This window comes from Nocardia sp. NPDC058519 (assembly GCF_042719755.1).
GTDB lineage: Bacteria > Actinomycetota > Actinomycetes > Mycobacteriales > Mycobacteriaceae > Nocardia.
In genome coordinates this window covers 70878-86803 of sequence record NZ_JBHXNK010000007.1, presented here as the reverse complement: position 1 = coordinate 86803, position 15926 = coordinate 70878, and the positions used below count along the sequence as shown (strand labels likewise).

Below are 15926 nucleotides of genomic sequence, written 5' to 3'. Positions count from 1 at the left end.
TCAGCCGCGGTGGTGGCGAGTCTCGTAGGCAACGCGCTCGACTTCGGCCCTACGGCGTTCGGCCTCGTTCGCCAGCTCGGGATCGAAGCCATGGCTGACCAGGCGATGCCGCCGGTACACGTAGACCAGCGCCACGGTGAAGTAGACCAGCGGCAGGTACAGCAGCGCCAGCATCGACAGCCCGATCCACAGCGGGCCCGGCACCAGCAGGAACAGGCACAGCACGGGAAGCACGGGCAGCAGGAAGCGCATCAGGTATCGGCGGGTCGCGCCGGGGCCGGTGAGGTCGGCCAGCACCCAGTCCGCCATCGAGGGCGGCAGGGTGCCGCCGGTGATGTAGCGAAAGCGCTGCCAGAGATTCGGGGTCGAGGTGCTCATTACTTCTCCCTCACGTCGGATGCGCGTCGCGCGGCCGCGTTCACCCGGCCGAGGACATCGCGCAGTTCTTCCAGATCCGCCAGGCTCACACCGAGGCGTGCCACAACGGCGGGCGGGATCCGCTCGGCCTGCTCACGCAGGTCACGGCCCACCTCGGTGAGGTCGATGTGCAGCGTGCGCTCGTCGTGCGGATCGCGACGGCGGGTAATGAGACCGGCGGATTCGAGCCGCTTGAGCAGCGGTGACAACGTCGCGGAGTCGAGCTGGATCGCCTCGGCGACGGCCTTCACCGACATCGGCGCCTCACCCCACAGGGCGAGCATCACCAGGTACTGCGGATGGGTCAGGCCGAGCGGTTCGAGCAGCGGCCGGTAGACCGCCAGCACCGATCGATTGGCCACCGCCAGGGCGAAGCACACCTGCCGGTCGAGCTGCAACGGGTCTTCGAGCTCCTGCATCGTCCACCACCTTCCTTAGCCCACACACTATTACGCCACTAATAGTTAGTGCAATAACTATTAGCGGCATCACAGATGGACGGGAGGACGGTGCGGGTCAGTCCTCGTCGACGACCAGCGGCTCACCGGCGGCGGCGCGGCGCACCTTCTCGCGGCCGTTGTCCTCCTCGGTACGGCCCTGACGCCAGTAGCCCGTGAAGGTGATCGCGCGCTTGTCGACGCCACGGTCGCGGACGAGATTGCGCCGGGTGAGCTTCACCAACTCGGCCTCACCCGAGATCCACGCGTAGGGCGCGCCAGCGGGGAGCTCGGCGGCGCGGACCGCGTCGACCACCGCGTCGCCGTGCGGGCGATCGCCGCGATGCACCCACTCGATCCGCACGTCGCCGCGGGTCTCGAACCGCTGCTCGTCGGCCGGGCCGTCGACCTCGATGAACGCTCGCACCAGCGCACCCACGTCGAGGCGCTCGATGATCGCGCCGATCGCCGGAATCGCGGTCTCGTCACCGACGAGCAGCTGCCAGCCGGGATCGCCGGACGGGGCATAGAGCGCGTGCGGCGGGCAGAGCAGGCCGATCTCGTCGCCCGGCGCCGCGGTCGAAGCCCAGTCCGAGGCGGGGCCCGCGTGCTCGGCATGCAAGGCGAAGTCGATGTCGAGCTCGCCGAGTTCGGGCCGCTGCGCGCGGATCGTGTAGGTGCGCATCGGCGGGCGGACCTCGTCAGGCATCGCGAGATACCGCTGGTACCAACTCATTACGCTGTCGGAGTCGTCCAGCGGCGGCGGCACGACGGGACGCGGCTGACCCGGGAGCGGGAAGAAGAGCTTGGTGTACTGGTCGGGCCCGGTGTCGGCGAGGGCTGCCGGGTCCTGGCAGCCGAGGGTGATCCGCACCATGCGCCGCGTCAGCCGTACCGCGCGACGAACCACCAGCGGCGCGTAGACCATGGTCGGTCGGTTCACAATCCCAGTCGTCATTAGGCAAGGCTAACCTACAAGCAAGCCGGAATACATGCCCTAATCGACGGCGAGACCGGAGATGAGCTGCTCGACCACCGCTCGGATAGCGACGATATCCCCCGGGTCCTCGGAGTTCGCCAGGTATTGCGCCGCCTCGTCCAGCGCACCGACCACCACCAGCGCCAGCGGCCGCACCGGCTGCTTCCTGATCCGACCGGCGGCCATGGCACCGGCCATCGCGTTCTCCACCAGGCCGATGGTGTGCCGAAGTTCGATCTCGCGCCACCGGCTCCACCCGAGCACCGCGGGCGCGTCGAGCAGCGCGATCCGCCGCACCTCGGTCGCGGTCGAGGCCTGCAACCACGCCAGGCAGCCCACGATCAGGCTCGCGATCGGATCCTCGGCACGCGCCTCGGCAACGGCAGTGGCGATCACCTCGACCAGGCTGCGCTCGAGATCCTCGAACACCGCCTCGAACAGATCCCGCTTCTCGCTGAACTGGTGATAGAGCGCGCCGCGACTGACCCCGGCGGCCTCGGCCACCGCGATCGTGCTCACCGCGCCATAACCGAACCGCCCGAACAGCTCTCGCCCGGCACGGATCACCGCGGCACGTGTCGAGGCCGAGCGTTCGGCTTGGGTCCGGCGATCAGGGTTCATGGCGACGTCGAAGTCTAGGGCAGGACGACGGCCGCGGCGGATTCGAGGCCCTTCGCCCCTTGACCGGCCACACCCGATTCGGGAACATACAGTCATCCTGTTTGTATATTGGAAGGGCTTGGCGACCATGTCCGATGCCACCAAGGATCTGTTCGAGCGCTATCACGCCTGCTGGGCCGAGCGCGACCCCGACCGGATCGCCGCACTGCACACGCCCGATTCGGTCTTCCACCTGCACTCCGGGGGCGCACCCGCGCACGGGCGGGCCGAGATCCGCACCGCCGCGGCGGCGAACTTCGCCCTCGTCCCCGACCTGACCTTCACCCAGGTCGACCTGCGCGTCGGCGACGACTTCTGGGTGGTGCGATGGAAGCTGTCCGGTACCTCCGTCACCGGCCGCACCGTCGATGTCGATATCGCGGACATGGTGACTGTCGAGGACGGCGCGGTCAAGGAGAAGCACACCTACGTCGACGGCGTGGCCATGCAGGCCGCGCTGAGCGTGCCCTCCGAGATCGCCTGAGCCACAGCGCGTTCGCCGGTGTCATGGCATCGGCAGCGGCGGTGTCTTCGGGAATCTCACGGGCAACGCCGCGAGCGACCGATGGAACGGGCCCGGCCGCCACACCAGGTCCTCGACGGGCACGGCCAGGGCCAATTCCGGGAGGGCATCGAGCAATTGGTCGATGGCGTCCTGCACGATCAGGTACGCCACCGGCTTGGCCGGACAGCCGTGCGGACCCGCGCTCCAGGCCAGGTGCGCCCGGTTGTCGACGACGTCGCGCCCGGCGATCGCCGGATCGTTGTTGCACGCCGACATGCTGATGACGACCGGTTCGTGCGCGGGCAGCCAGGTGTTGTCGACCAGGATCGGCTGACGAGGGTAGGTCATGCAGAAGTTGGCCAGTGGCGGGTCGGTGAACAGCACCTCGTCGAGCGCATCGCGGGTGGACAGGCTGCCGCCGAGCACATTGCCCGCGAACCGGTCGTCGGTGAGCATCAGCCGCAACGTGTTGACCACCAGGTTCAGCATGGGCTCGATGCCCGCGCCGTAGAGCACCAGCAGCTGATGCACCATTTCCTCGTCGGACAGGGCGGCATGGTGCTGGAGCAGACGGGTCGCGACATCGTCACCGGGCTCGCGCTGACGCAGCCCCACCAGATCCGCCAATGCCGAGGCGAGCAGGTTGTTGCCCGCCTCGGCGTCGTCACCTTCGAAGATCTGCGCCATCCCGGTGGCGACCTGCTGCCCGATCTCGGGGGTGCACCCGAGCATCGAGTTCAGCGCCTGGAACACCAGCGGAAACGCGTACTGGCTCAACAGGTCCGCGGATCCGGTCACACAGAAGCTGTTGATCAGCGGGATAGCGAACTGCTCGACGGTGCTGTGCATCGCGTACAGATCGACCCCGGCGATCCCGGCGACATTGGCCTGCCGGTACCGGGTGTGCTCGGCGCCGGTCGTGCGCAGCGCGGCAGGCCGGAACTGCAGCATCGGCAGCACCGGGCAGTCCAGCGGGATGTCGCGTTCCCACATGCGTGGGTCGGCCGGGAAGTGCTCCGGGTCGTTGAGGATGCGCACGGCGGTGTGATAGCCGATCACCAGCGTGGCCCGGATGCCCGGCGACAACTCCACCGGCACCACGGAGCCGAACCGGCTCCGCATCCGTTGGTAGGCCGCCTGCGGATCGGCGGCGAACTCGGGTGCCCACATCGCCACCCGCTCGTCGGCGGCGATATCGACCGTCATGACGCTGTTGCTTCCTGTCTGCGAAAGAGGTATTCCGCCAACGTGATCAGTGCGCGCAGACCCTGGTCACGGCGACGTGCGTCGAGCGCGATCACCGGGGTCTCGGGGGCGAGGTCGAGTGCCTCGCGCACCTCCTCGAGCGGGTAGCGCCGGAAACCCTCGAATTCGTTCACCGCCACCGCGTACGGCACGCCACGCTGTTCCAGCGCCGAGAGCACGTCGTCGGCCTTCTCGATGCGCCGGGTGTCGACGAGCACCAGCGCACCGAGGGCACCGCGAGCCAGTTCCTCCCACAGCGGGGCGAACCGTTCCTGACCCGGCGTGCCGAACAGATACAGCGCCAGCTGGGGATTCAGGGTGATGCGGCCGAAATCCAGTGCGACAGTGGTGGATACCTTGGTGCCAAGCCCGGCCATGTCGTCGACGCCGATGCTGGCCTCGGTGATCGTTTCTTCGGTGCGCAGTGGCCTGATCTCGGACACTCCGCACACGAAGGTGGTTTTGCCGACACCGAAATTGCCTGCGACCAGGATCTTCACCGACCGTGTCACGGTTTCCGCGACGTAGTCGACCTCATCCCGCAATGGCGCGGAGGCCATGCAGCACCTCCTTGATCAGTGCGAGTTCCGGCTTCACCTGTGCCGGGGTGGGGCAGTGCAGGTGGCCGCTGTCGAGCAGATCGGACACGATGATCTTCACGACGGAGGCGGGCAGGTCGAGATAGGCCGACAGTTCGGCGATCGACAGCGCGCCGCGGCGGCTGGTGAGTGCCAGCAGGCGGCGCTCGTCGGGGCGGTGGTCGGGACGCGCGTCGTCGGCGGACCGGACCAGCGTCACCAGATCCAGGTCATGCGCGGCACGCACCCGCCCGCCGGTGCGCACATAGGACCGCACCAGGTCGGGATCGCGCCTGCCGCGGCTCAATTCCTCCCGCCTAGGCGGGGCGCGCTACCGATCTCGTGTCCGACGCGCGAAGCCAGTTCGTTCATCCGATGCGCCACCAGCGCGACATCGACATCGGCGGTGGTCGCGACGCCGAGCAGCGCGCCCGCTCCGGCGGCGGTGATCATGATCATGCCCTCGTCGTACTCGGTCATGTTCTGGCGCACCGTATTCGACGGGCCGCCACAGAATTCACCGAGCGCCTTACCGAGCGAGCGCAGGCCCGAGGCGGCCGCGGCGAACCGTTCGGCGTCGTCTTTGACCACGCCACGGGAGTGGGCGATGCGCAGTCCGTCTTCGGACAGCAGGACCGCGAAGCGGACGCCGGGGATCTCGAGATCCTCGAGCAGCCACGCCAATCGGTTGGTGCTATCGGCTACCGGTGTGCTCATCGGCTGTTCCTTCCGTGGTTCGCTCGGCCGCAGCGGCACGACCGCTGCGGGATCCGCTGCGCCAGGCAGCGGCGAGGTCGGGACGCGCCTGCCCCGACTCGATCGTTACCCCCGCCGAATCCGGGGCAACCGGTCTGCGGCGGCGCTTGGGCAGCCCGCCGCTGGTGATCTCGTGGACATCGGCACCGGGCGATTCGATCTCGGCGACCGGTACGGGAATGTGGGCGGGCGCGGCGAGTTCGGGCTCGGGCAGGCGCGGTGCGTCCCCGCTCACCAGCAGCGCCGACGGTACATACACCATGGCCCGCATGCCACCGAAGATATTGGGACCGTCGACGTGTACGGAGAATCCGTAGCGCCGGGCCAGCGCGGCGATGCCGGGGAAGCCGACCTTCGGTGCGGGACCGAGATCGTGGATATCGACCGGGCGTTCGCCGCTGAGCACCAGGCGCGCGTCCTCGAGCTGCTCGGGGCTCATGCGCATGCCCGCGTCGTCGATGATCACGGTGACGCCGTGATGGCCCTCCTGGAAACCGATCTCGACGAACGACGACGGCGGCGAGTAGCGCAGCGCGTTGTCGAGCAGGGTCGCCATGGTGTGCACGAGCGGTTCGACCGCGCGGCTGATCACGATCCGGTCGGACTGCGACGCCCGCACGCGCAGGAATTCCCTGACCCGCCCGGTGGCGCCGCCCGCCACATCGGTGAGCGACTGTTGTGGCCATCGACGACCGGGCAGACCGCCGGAGACGATCACATAGGACTGCGCCTGCCGGATCATCTGCTGCACGGTGTGGTCGATCCGGGTGAGCGTTTCGTAGATCGCGTCGTCGCGATGTTCGCGCAGCGCCGCACTGACGACCTGGCCGAGGTCGGTGCCGAGGCTCACCACCGAGGTGCCGAACGAGCGCACCGCGGCGCTGGTAGCCGCCCGCGACGACGCCGAGAGCTCACCGCGGGTCTGCTCCTGCGCGGCCTGAATATCGCTCACGCGGCGTTGCTCGACAAAGCGTTCGACCATCGCCCTGGTTTCCTCGGTGACCACACGCAGATCTTCGGCATGGCCCGTGGCGATCCACTGCAGCGCTTGGCCGAACTGCGAATCACCGAGTTCCACCGGCAGATCCACGACGACCGACGGGATCTCGTGTCGGCGCACGGCAGTGGTGATCGCGGGCAGTGTGGTCTGCGCCAGCTGCATCAAGGCGTTCTCGCAGGCGATGCGCTCACGGATGGCGGCATCGGCCCGCTGCCGCTGTCGGCGCTCGTTCCGCATGGCAAACACACTGACCGCGATCGCGAGCAGTAACAGCGGCGCACCGATGACAAGCAACAGCACCGCGATTCCTGAGTTCATCAGATCTTTCGTCGTCCTCGACCACACGGCACTGTTGCCGGTGGCCCTCGCCGGCCGGCCCGCCGAGGCATTCGCCTTCTACCGCGGGGTGATTTCGGATACCCGATTCACACGCCCCGCTTCCAGCGACTCGCACACATTAGCAGCACGCATAACGATCGCGACACGGATCATCCTGTCAGACATCATAATTCCCGCTCGAAACAGGCCACACTACTGGACGGCTGATCTATTCTGGTTCGCTATGTCTCGAGCCGCCGCTTGTGGAACCCCGGGTACCGGATAACATCCCCGGCGTGGCGAAACTGAAGCTCTCCGTCGATGTCCCCGTCCCGCCGGACCAGTCATGGGCGCACGCGTCCGACCTTCCGCACCTCGGCGATTGGCTGTCCATTCACGAGGCGTGGCGCGGCACGCTGCCCGAGGAACTGACGCCGGGCACCGTCCTCGTCGGCATCGCCAGCGTGAAGGGCTTCCGCAACAAGGTCACCTGGACCGTGCGCGCCGCCGAGCCGCCGCGCGAGCTCGCCCTCAGCGGCAAGGGCATGGGTGGCACCAAGTTCGGCCTCAGCCTGCGCGTCGAACCGAGCAGCATCGGTTCCAAGGTGATCCTCGACATCGAACTGGGCGGCGCACCGCTGTTCGGCCCCATCGGCTCGAGCATCGCCAAGGCGTTGCGCGGCGATATCGAACGCTCGCTCGAGACGTTCGTCAAGCTCTACGGTTGAGATCGCGTTTCCCGTGTAAACAGCGTTCCGCTGAGTGGTGCGCGAAAGCCCGGACGAAACATGGCGTCGGCGTCCGGGCTTTCGGGTGGCAGGGTCAGATCATCATCGAGGCTTCGGCATCGACCGGAGCCTTGGGTTTGCTGCGGGGTAGGAAGAACGCGGGGACCAGGGTCAGCGCTGCGAGGATCACGGTGACCCAGTAGGTGTTGCTGAACGCTTTCGCTGCCAGCTCGAGTCCCTGCTCGATGACCGACGGCGGAATCTGCGCGGCGAGGTCGGGCCTGGCGGTGGCTCCGATCGCGGCCTTGGCCTCCGGATGATCGTTGAGCTGGGCGGCCAGCACGACCGACATCGTCGCCGTGCCGATCGACGCCGCGGTCTGGTTGACGATGTTCATCAGGGTCGAACCGCGTGCGACCTGTGCGTGCGAGAGCGTCTGGATGGCGGCGGTCATCACCGGCATCATGGTGGCGCCCATACCGAGACCCATCACGAACAGCGCGCCACCGATCAGCAGGTACGAGGTGTCGGCGCCCAGTTGAGTGAACCCGGCGAGGCCGATGGTGATGAACGTGATGCCGAACATGACGATCTTGCCGGGGCCGATCTTGTCGACCAGGAATCCCGCGATCGGCATCGTCAGCATGGCGCCGATACCCTGTGGCGCCATGAGCAAGCCGGAATCGAACGCCGTTTCACCCCGTACCTGTTGCAGGTAGTTCGGCAGCAGGAAACCGGCGCCGAAGAACGCCGTCGCGAACAGCGACATGGTCAGCACGGAGTAGCGCAGCGACGGGTTGGAGAACAGCCGCAGGTCGATCAGCGGATGCTCGGTGCGCAGCGCGTGGAACACGAACGCCACCAACAGCGCAGCGCCGATGATCGCCGGAATCAGCACGCGCGCGGCCATGACGGTGCCCTTCTCCGGAATGGAGGAGACACCGAACAGGAACAGCGCCAGGCCCGGCGAGGCCAGCAGCATACCGACGAAGTCGAACGACTCCGACGGCTTGGGCTTGTCTGGAGCGAACACGACATAGGCCAGGATCAGCGCGATGATGCCGAGCGGCAGATTGATCAGGAAGATCCAGTGCCAGCTGAAGGCGTCGATGAGCCAGCCACCGAGGATGGGGCCACAGATCGGGCCGAGCAGCATGGGCACGCCGAGCACCGCCATCACGCGACCGATCCGCTGCGGGCCCGCGGCGTGGGTCATGATCGTCATACCCAGTGGCATCAGCATGCCGCCGCCGATGCCCTGGATGACGCGGAACGCCACCAGCGACTCGATACTCCACGCCATCGAACACAGCACCGACCCGATGATGAAGAAGGTCAGCGCCGCCATATAGAGGCGTTTGGTGCCGAAGCGGTCAGCGGCCCACCCCGTCATCGGGATGACCGAGGCCAGCGCCAAGGTGTAGCCGGTCATGGTCCAGGCGACGACCTCGACGGAGGCGTTGAAGTCCTGCATGAAGGTCGGGATCGCCACGGTGACGACGGTGATGTCGAGAATCGACATCACCGCACCGAGGACGACGACACCCGCCACCTTCAGCACGGCGGCATCCAACTTGTCGGGAGTGCGATCGGGCGCGGCAGCACCGATATCCGGAGGTTTCGTCACCGGTTAACCCAAGCACTTTTCGGTACCGAAGACCAGTGAAATCTACTGTTCGTAATCCCGGCGCCGTCGATACCGAGACCTCGCTGTCACACCCTCGTGATCGTCGCAGCCTCGCTCGCCACGAGCGCCGCCTCGGTCGCGGCACGCGAGGCGGGCAGCATCGGCAGTCGAACGGCCGCGCTGGAGATCTGGCCACGCTCGGCGAGTACCGCCTTGATGACGGTGGGGTTGGGCTCGGCGAACAGGGCCGCGGCGAGTGCGTCGAGGCTGTTACCGATCGCGCGGGCCCGGACGACGTCACCGGCGTGCCAGGCCTCGATGAGATCGGCGTATCCGCGTGGCGCGATGTTGGCCGCAGCCGGGATGGCGCCGTGCGCGCCGAGGGCGAGCAGGGCAGAGGCGAATCGGTCGTCGCCGCTGAGCACCGTCGCCGGAGTCTGTGCGGCCATCAATTCGACACTGGCCGCGTCGATTCCGCCTACGGCGTGTTTGAAGCCGGCGATATTCGGTGTGTTCGCGAGACGAATCAGCGTGCTCCCGCTCAGCGGGCGCCCTGTGCGGTGCGGCACGTCGTAGACCATCAGCGGAGCCGGGCTGATCGCCGCCAGCTGCGTGAAGTGCGCGATCACGCCTTCTTCGCTGGGGCGCACGTAGTACGGCACCACCGCCAGCACGGCCGCGACGGGCCGCGCGAGTTCGGCGATCGCCCGGACCGATTCGGCGGTGGCGTTGCCCCCCGCACCGGCGATCAGTGGTGCGCTGCGGTCGGCGCAGACGCTCGCACAGATGTCGAGGACTCGGGCGCGCTCGGCGCCGGTGAGCGCGGAGGGTTCCCCGGTGGTGCCGAGCGCGACGAGGCCGGTCGCGCCCCCGTCGAGGACGGCGTGCGCGTGGCGTTCGAGTGCGGCGGGATCGAGTGCCCCGTCAGCGGTGAACGGCGTGATCAGCGGGACGAAGAGGCCGTGTAGCGATGTCATGGCTCCATCATCGAGCCGGACCTATCATCAGGTCTAGTTCACATTCATAACGTCGACCGTAAGCTGAACTGATGCTCGATGTCCGCAAACTTCGCCTGCTCCGTGAACTCGCCCACCGGGGCACCATCGCCGCGGTCGCCGAGTCGCTCAGTTATACGCCCTCGGCGGTGTCCCAGCAGCTCACCGCCCTCGAACGCGAAGCGGGCGTCCCGCTGCTCGAACGCTCGGGCCGCCGCGTCACTCTCACCCCCGCCGCCCATCTCCTGGTCGGCCACACCGAGACCATCCTGGCGGCTCTCGAACACGCCGACGCCGAATTGTCCTGCACCCGTGACGAACTGGCGGGAACCCTGCGCATCGGCACCTTCCCGACCGCCGCGCGTACCCTGCTGTCCCCCGCCCTGGTCACCCTGAGCACCGACCATCCGCGCCTGGAACTCACCGTCACCGAAATCGACCCCGCCGACATCCCGAACGCCTTACGCGCGGGCACGTTGGACATCGCGCTCACCCACGACTACGACCTGGTCCCCGCCGACGCCGACGCGTCCTTGCAGACCGAACCCCTGCACACCGAAACCGTCTACCTCGCCACACGAAACCCCGTGCCCACCAAGGACTCACTGGCCGCGCACCGCCGATCCGCCTGGATCGCGGGAACTCCCGGCACCCTGTGCCACACCTTGACGATCCGAGCCTGTCAGGCAACAGGATTCACCCCCCACATCCGCCACCACGCCGACGACTTCGACACCGTTCTCACCCTCGTCGCCGCGGGCGCGGGCACCGCGATAGTCCCCGCCCTTGCCCTCTACGCACCTCCCGAACACATCACCCTCACTCCCCTGCCGATCCGCCGCCACACCCAGCTCGTCTACCGAAACGGCACCGGCCTACATCCCGCCATCCACGCCGCCCGCGTCGCCCTGCACGCCGCGGGATAGCGATACCCGACTCTCGCCGACCGGTGGGACAATCGAGGTGGTCGCGTGGAGACCGGACGAGCGGCATCGAGTAGTGGGAGAAACCCATGGCACGAGTCAAGACCGGAATTGTCGATCCAGGCCTTCATTCCCGCTATGCGCCGGATTTCACCCAGCGCACCGCGAAGTTCGTCGCCGCGACGACCGGTGCCGACTCTTTGTGGGTCATCGACCATTTGATCGGGCTGTTTCCCTCGTCGGTGTGGAAGCCGAGCCATGTCGGCGGCGCGCGGATCGCCCCCGCCGCGGACGCGTTCTACGAACCGTGGACCCTGCTCGGGCGCGCGGCGGCACGGAACCGGTGGAGTCGGCTGCGGCTCGGGGTGGGCGTCACCGACGCCGGTCGCAGGCATCCGGCGGTGACCGCACAGGCCGCCGCGACCTTGCATCTACTCAGCGGCGGCCGAGCTATTCTCGGGATCGGTCCGGGGGAACGCGAGAACAATGAGCCCTACGGTGTCGATTGGCAACGCCCGGTGGCGCGCTTCGAGGAAGCTGTCGCGACGATTCGGGCATTGTGGGAATCCAACGGTGAGCCGATCTCCCGGGATTCGGAATTCTTCCCTTTGCGCGACGCGGTTTTCGCGCTGCCGCCGCACCGCGGCACCCGACCGGAGCTCTGGATGGGGGCGCACGGGCCGCGCATGCTCAGGTTGACCGGTCGATTCGCCGACGCGTGGCTGCCTGCCTTTCCGAGCAGCCCGGCCGAATACCGCGACAAGCTCGACACGATCCAGACCGCGGCCTCCGATGCGGGGCGCGACCCGGCTGCGGTCAGAGCGGCCGGATGGCATTGGATCATTACCGCGAAGTCGCAGACGATCGTCGACGAGATCCTCGACTCGGCCGTGATCCGCGCCTACGCGCTCGCCGCGTCCGCGCAGGCCTGGGCACGCCACGGTGTCGAACATCCGTTGGGCCCCACGTTCTCCGGTGCACAGGACATTCTCCCGCAGACCATCGATGAAGCCACCGCGCTGGAGTACGGTCGTCGCGCACCCCGGTCGTTGATCAGGGATGTCTTCCAGGTCGGCACACCGGAAGAGGTGCTCGACCAGTTCGCCGAACGACGCGACCACGGCCTGACCTACGCCGTGATGGTCGACCTCGGCGCGTGCCATCCGAGACTGCGGACAGGACTGGGAACCGGGTCATCGTTCGCCAAGGTCGCGCGCGGAGTCCGCCGGTTGTGACACCGATCAAGGTATTTCAGGCGCTCTTGCCGCGCTGGCGGGTGCGGGTAGCCGACACCGGGTCGATGGTGGGCATGGACCATTGCGCCGACAGGGCAAGACTGGGTTCACGACCGGAAGCCACGTGGCGATAGGCGATTTCGGCCGCCGAGTCGGGGTCGTTGGCGGCGATGGCGGCGTAGAGGGCTTCGTGTTCGTCGCATTGGGTGCCCGGGTCGCGTTCCTTCGTCAGGTGGAACAGCCAGCGGACTCGGGATTCCAAGGGGCGCAATAACGATTGCAGCAGCGGATTGCCGGAGACCTCGACGATGACCGCGTGGAATCCGGCGTTCGCGGCGGCGATCGCGGCTTGGTCGCCACGGGCGGTTGCCTGTCGGGCCGCGGTCAGTTGTGCACGGAGGGCGGCGAGGTCGGCCGGCTCGGCGCGCTCGGCGGCGAGGCGGGCCGCGAGGACCTCGAGGCTCTCGCGAACATCGAAAAGGTCGCGCACATCGGTCACCGTGAACGGGGCGACGATCGCGCCCTGCCGCGGCACGATCACCACCAGACCTTCTCGTTCGAGCATCTGCAGGGCCTCGCGCAGCGGGATCCGCGAGATGGCCAATTCGGTGGCGAGGTCGCGTTCCACCAGCCGCTGACCGGGGCTCAAGCGCAGATCGATGATCCGGTCACGCAGCTCCTCGTAGGCCTGATCCCGCAGCGACTTCTTCGCCGGTTCGTCTGCCACCGCATCATCCTTCTGCTCCTGCACGCCCACAACGGTAGCCCGCTCGCGGCATGCGACCGTTTCTTACTTTTCCGTAATCCGCCTGTCATCTACGAGCCCCAGGCTGACACTTAACGGTATACCGCTAAGTGAGCGGTTCGTTCGAACAAGGAGTACCCCGTGCACAAGTCCACTCGGCGCGCGATCGCCTTCGGCTCGGCCGCCCTCGCCGCCGCTGCTCTCCTGTCGGCCTGCGGTTCCGCCGACACCTCGGCATCGGGGGGCAAGCTGAAGGTCGGTGTGTTCTTCCCCGGCTCGCTGTCGGACACCGGCTTCATGCAGTCGGGGTATCTCGGCTACCAGCGCATCGCCGACACGCTGGGCGACAAGGTGGAACTCAGCAAGGTCGAGCAGGTCGCCGCCAGCGACTACCAGCAGGCATTGGTCCGCTTCGCCTCCACCAACGACCTGGTGATCTCGCTCGGCGGCCAGACCGACGCCGATGTGCGCAAGGTGGCGCCGCAGTTCCCGAACGTGAAGTTCGTCGAGATCGGCGGCCCGGCCGACGCGAAGCCCCTGGCCAATCTCGCCTACTACGACCCGCAGCAGGCCGAAGCCGAATTCCTCAGCGGCGCGGTATCGGCGGCGGGCTCCAAGTCCGGTGCGGTGGCCTTCGTCGGTGGTGTCGAGCTGCCCGCGATCGTCAACGCCGCCAACGCTTTCAGCAACGGCGCCCGTTTCGCCAAATCTGACGTCAAGGTACTGACCCCGCAGTATGTCGGCGATTTCAACGATCCCGCCAAGGCCAAGCAGGCCGCACTGGCCGACTACGGCGCGGGCGCGGGCACGCTCGGCCAGATCGTGAACCTGGGTAAGGCGGGCATGGAGCAGGCCGCGACCCAGTCGGGCGCCACGATGGTCGGCGGCCCGATCCCCGGTGACTGCACCAACCCCGTGTACCTGGGCTATGTGCACACCGATATCGGCGCCGAGGTCGAGTTCGCGGTGAATGCCGCGCTCGACAACTCCTGGAAGGCCGAGAACGTGCGATTCGGTCTGACCTCGCCCAACGACGGCACCGATTTCGTGTTGTGCAGCAAGGATTCCGGAGTCGTCGACGCACTCGCGAAGGCGAAAACGGCCTTGTCCACCGGCGCGGTCAAGCCGTACTGAGCACCATGAGCACTCCCGCATTGACCCTGCACGGGGTCGGTAAGCGCTTCGGTGACGTGCAGGCGCTGCACGATGTGGACGTCACCGTCGAATCCGGCACTGTCCATTGCATTCTCGGCGAGAACGGCGCGGGCAAGTCGACGGTGTGCAATCTCGTGTTCGGTGGCTACCGTCCCGATTCCGGCCGAATGCTACTGGGCGGCAACCTTTTCCGGCCCGACTCCCCCGCCGCCGCGATGGCCTCCGGTGTGGCCATGGTGCACCAGCACTTCAGCCTGGTCACCACCATGACCGTCGCGGAGAACCTGCTGCTCACCCAGCACGGACTCCGGATGCGGCGCAAGGACCTGACCGACCGGCTCGACGAGATCGCCCGGCGCTACCGCCTGCGCATCGATCTCGACCAGCAGGTCGCCACGATGCCGGTCGGCGCACGGCAGAAGGTCGAGATCGTCAAGGCATTGCTGCGCGATCCGGCGCTGATCCTGCTCGACGAACCGACGGGAGTGCTCGATCCGTCCGAGATCGACGCACTGATCGACACCTGCCGCGCCATCGCCGCCGACGGCAAGGCGGTGGTCCTGGTGACGCACAAACTCGGCGAGGTGGCCCGGGTCGCCGACGCCGCGACCGTGCTGCGACGCGGCACGATCGCCGGTGGCGGACGAATGTCGAACACGAGCATCGCCGGGCTGCTCACCGCCATGGTGGGGCGCACCGCTGCCGACCTCGACCCAACGGTCGCCGCCACTCTCGGCATCGACGCCGCGTCGGCGGCACCGAAACCTGCAGCGAAAGAGACGATTTCGCTCGACACGACCCCCGTGCTCGCAGTGGACGGACTCAGCGCGCGACGTGCCGACGGCAGTACCGTACTCGACGAGGTGCGCCTGCTGGTGCGCCCCGGTGAGATCGTCGGCATCGCCGGCGTGGAGGGCAATGGCCAGAGCGAACTCGTCGCGGTCCTTGCGGGCAGCACCCCCGCGTCCGGCGGCACCGTCACCCTCGACGGCACCGACATCACCGCCGCGCGCCCCGCCACCCGCACCGAACTCGGACTCGGTGTCGTCCCGGAGGACCGCCATCGCGACGCGATGGTCGCCGACATGACCATCGCCGAGAACCTCTTCCTCGGCCGACTCGGCCGATTCCGGCGCTTCGGCCTGCTCGACAAACGAGCCATCGGCCGCGCGGCGCAGACCGAGCTCGACAGGTTCGATGTGCGAGCGGCGGGACCGTGGGTGCGGATGGGCTCGCTCTCGGGCGGCAACCAGCAGAAGGTGGTGCTGGCCCGCGAGCTGTCCGCCGCGAACCTGCGATGCCTCGTCGCCGCCCAGCCGACGCGCGGATTGGATATCGGCGCAGTCGATTTCGTGCTGACCCAGCTGCGCCGCGCGGCCGCCGACGGCTGCGGCGTGCTGGTGGTTTCGAGCGAGGTGCCCGAGCTGCTCGCCCTGTGTGACCGGGTGTTCGTCGCCTATCGAGGTGCACTCGCGGGACCGGTGGAAACCTCCGACCCCGCAGCGGCACAACAGATCAGCGAAATGATGATGGGAGTTTCGGCATGACCGCGGCGAACGAGAACCGCCCCGCGCGGCGATCGGCCATCGCGGCCGGACTCGGCCGGATCGACCTGCGGCAGTG

18 protein-coding genes are annotated in these 15926 nt (G+C 67.7%); 6 read left to right on the top strand and 12 right to left on the bottom strand.

The annotated features are described in order from the left end of the window. The 4 genes from ACFWPK_RS10885 to ACFWPK_RS10870 all read right to left on the bottom strand — a co-directional run bounded on the left by ACFWPK_RS10885 (position 1) and on the right by ACFWPK_RS10870 (position 2454). Positions 1 to 378, bottom strand: coding sequence for a DUF5313 family protein (locus ACFWPK_RS10885; protein WP_378914417.1), 378 nt, complete (start codon positions 376 to 378; stop codon positions 1 to 3). Further along, positions 378 to 836, bottom strand: coding sequence for a MarR family winged helix-turn-helix transcriptional regulator (locus tag ACFWPK_RS10880; RefSeq protein WP_378914416.1), 459 nt, complete (start codon positions 834 to 836; stop codon positions 378 to 380). Before ACFWPK_RS10880 ends, ACFWPK_RS10885 begins: the two co-directional genes overlap by 1 nt. Positions 837 to 933: 97 nt before the next feature. Further along, positions 934 to 1812: a siderophore-interacting protein gene (locus tag ACFWPK_RS10875; protein ID WP_378914415.1), complete on the bottom strand. Its 879-nt coding sequence runs from the start codon at positions 1810 to 1812 to the stop codon at positions 934 to 936. Between the two features lie 39 nt (positions 1813 to 1851). Next, positions 1852 to 2454 (bottom strand): TetR/AcrR family transcriptional regulator, encoded by a 603-nt coding sequence (locus ACFWPK_RS10870; RefSeq protein WP_378914414.1) that lies wholly within the window; start codon positions 2452 to 2454, stop codon positions 1852 to 1854. 127 nt (positions 2455 to 2581) lie between these two features. Between ACFWPK_RS10870 and ACFWPK_RS10865 the strand changes: the two genes are divergently transcribed. Then, positions 2582 to 2977: a nuclear transport factor 2 family protein gene (locus ACFWPK_RS10865; protein WP_378914546.1), complete on the top strand. Its 396-nt coding sequence runs from the start codon at positions 2582 to 2584 to the stop codon at positions 2975 to 2977. A gap of 21 nt (positions 2978 to 2998) precedes the next feature. Here the strand turns inward: ACFWPK_RS10865 and ACFWPK_RS10860 are convergent, their stop codons facing one another. The 5 genes from ACFWPK_RS10860 to ACFWPK_RS10840 are packed head-to-tail and all read right to left on the bottom strand — an operon-like array spanning position 2999 to position 6895. Continuing rightward, positions 2999 to 4204, bottom strand: a complete 1206-nt coding sequence (locus ACFWPK_RS10860) for a cytochrome P450 (protein WP_378914413.1) — start codon at positions 4202 to 4204, stop codon at positions 2999 to 3001. Then, positions 4201 to 4803, bottom strand: coding sequence for an ATP/GTP-binding protein (locus ACFWPK_RS10855; RefSeq protein WP_378914412.1), 603 nt, complete (start codon positions 4801 to 4803; stop codon positions 4201 to 4203). Before ACFWPK_RS10855 ends, ACFWPK_RS10860 begins: the two co-directional genes overlap by 4 nt. Continuing rightward, complete coding sequence (locus ACFWPK_RS10850) at positions 4778 to 5128, bottom strand: DUF742 domain-containing protein (protein WP_378914411.1); 351 nt, start codon at positions 5126 to 5128, stop codon at positions 4778 to 4780. The genes ACFWPK_RS10855 and ACFWPK_RS10850 overlap by 26 nt, the downstream gene beginning before the upstream one ends. Further along, on the bottom strand, positions 5125 to 5538 hold the full coding sequence (locus ACFWPK_RS10845; protein WP_378906014.1) for a roadblock/LC7 domain-containing protein: 414 nt from the start codon (positions 5536 to 5538) through the stop codon (positions 5125 to 5127). Before ACFWPK_RS10845 ends, ACFWPK_RS10850 begins: the two co-directional genes overlap by 4 nt. Continuing rightward, on the bottom strand, positions 5516 to 6895 hold the full coding sequence (locus ACFWPK_RS10840) for a sensor histidine kinase (RefSeq protein ID WP_378914410.1): 1380 nt from the start codon (positions 6893 to 6895) through the stop codon (positions 5516 to 5518). Before ACFWPK_RS10840 ends, ACFWPK_RS10845 begins: the two co-directional genes overlap by 23 nt. Positions 6896 to 7191: 296 nt before the next feature. On the opposite strand from ACFWPK_RS10840, the gene ACFWPK_RS10835 reads away from it, so the two are divergent. After that, positions 7192 to 7623 (top strand): SRPBCC family protein, encoded by a 432-nt coding sequence (locus ACFWPK_RS10835; protein WP_378914409.1) that lies wholly within the window; start codon positions 7192 to 7194, stop codon positions 7621 to 7623. 94 nt (positions 7624 to 7717) lie between these two features. Here ACFWPK_RS10835 and ACFWPK_RS10830 read toward each other — a convergent pair whose 3' ends face one another. Beyond that, positions 7718 to 9250, bottom strand: a complete 1533-nt coding sequence (locus ACFWPK_RS10830; protein ID WP_378914408.1) for a DHA2 family efflux MFS transporter permease subunit — start codon at positions 9248 to 9250, stop codon at positions 7718 to 7720. An 86-nt stretch (positions 9251 to 9336) separates the two neighbouring features. Continuing rightward, the gene (gene dapA / locus ACFWPK_RS10825; protein WP_378914407.1) at positions 9337 to 10227 is read right to left on the bottom strand and encodes a 4-hydroxy-tetrahydrodipicolinate synthase; all 891 of its coding nucleotides are present in this window, start codon (positions 10225 to 10227) and stop codon (positions 9337 to 9339) included. A gap of 71 nt (positions 10228 to 10298) precedes the next feature. Here dapA and ACFWPK_RS10820 point away from each other — a divergent pair, with 71 nt between their 5' ends. Together ACFWPK_RS10820 and ACFWPK_RS10815 are read left to right on the top strand one after the other, a co-directional pair. Then, positions 10299 to 11171 carry a LysR family transcriptional regulator gene (locus ACFWPK_RS10820; protein ID WP_378914406.1) on the top strand — a complete coding sequence of 291 codons (873 nt, stop codon included), beginning with the start codon at positions 10299 to 10301 and terminating at the stop codon, positions 11169 to 11171. An 86-nt stretch (positions 11172 to 11257) separates the two neighbouring features. Then, entirely contained in the window at positions 11258 to 12403 is a 1146-nt protein-coding gene (locus ACFWPK_RS10815) for an LLM class flavin-dependent oxidoreductase (RefSeq protein WP_378914405.1), read from the top strand. Between the two features lie 16 nt (positions 12404 to 12419). On the opposite strand, the gene ACFWPK_RS10810 is transcribed toward ACFWPK_RS10815, so the two are convergent. Next, the gene (locus tag ACFWPK_RS10810) at positions 12420 to 13130 is read right to left on the bottom strand and encodes a GntR family transcriptional regulator (protein WP_378914404.1); all 711 of its coding nucleotides are present in this window, start codon (positions 13128 to 13130) and stop codon (positions 12420 to 12422) included. A 159-nt stretch (positions 13131 to 13289) separates the two neighbouring features. Between ACFWPK_RS10810 and ACFWPK_RS10805 the strand changes: the two genes are divergently transcribed. Then, complete coding sequence (locus ACFWPK_RS10805; RefSeq protein WP_378914403.1) at positions 13290 to 14282, top strand: BMP family protein; 993 nt, start codon at positions 13290 to 13292, stop codon at positions 14280 to 14282. A 5-nt stretch (positions 14283 to 14287) separates the two neighbouring features. Continuing rightward, positions 14288 to 15850: an ABC transporter ATP-binding protein gene (locus ACFWPK_RS10800; RefSeq protein WP_378914402.1), complete on the top strand. Its 1563-nt coding sequence runs from the start codon at positions 14288 to 14290 to the stop codon at positions 15848 to 15850. Positions 15851 to 15926 lie beyond the last annotated feature (76 nt).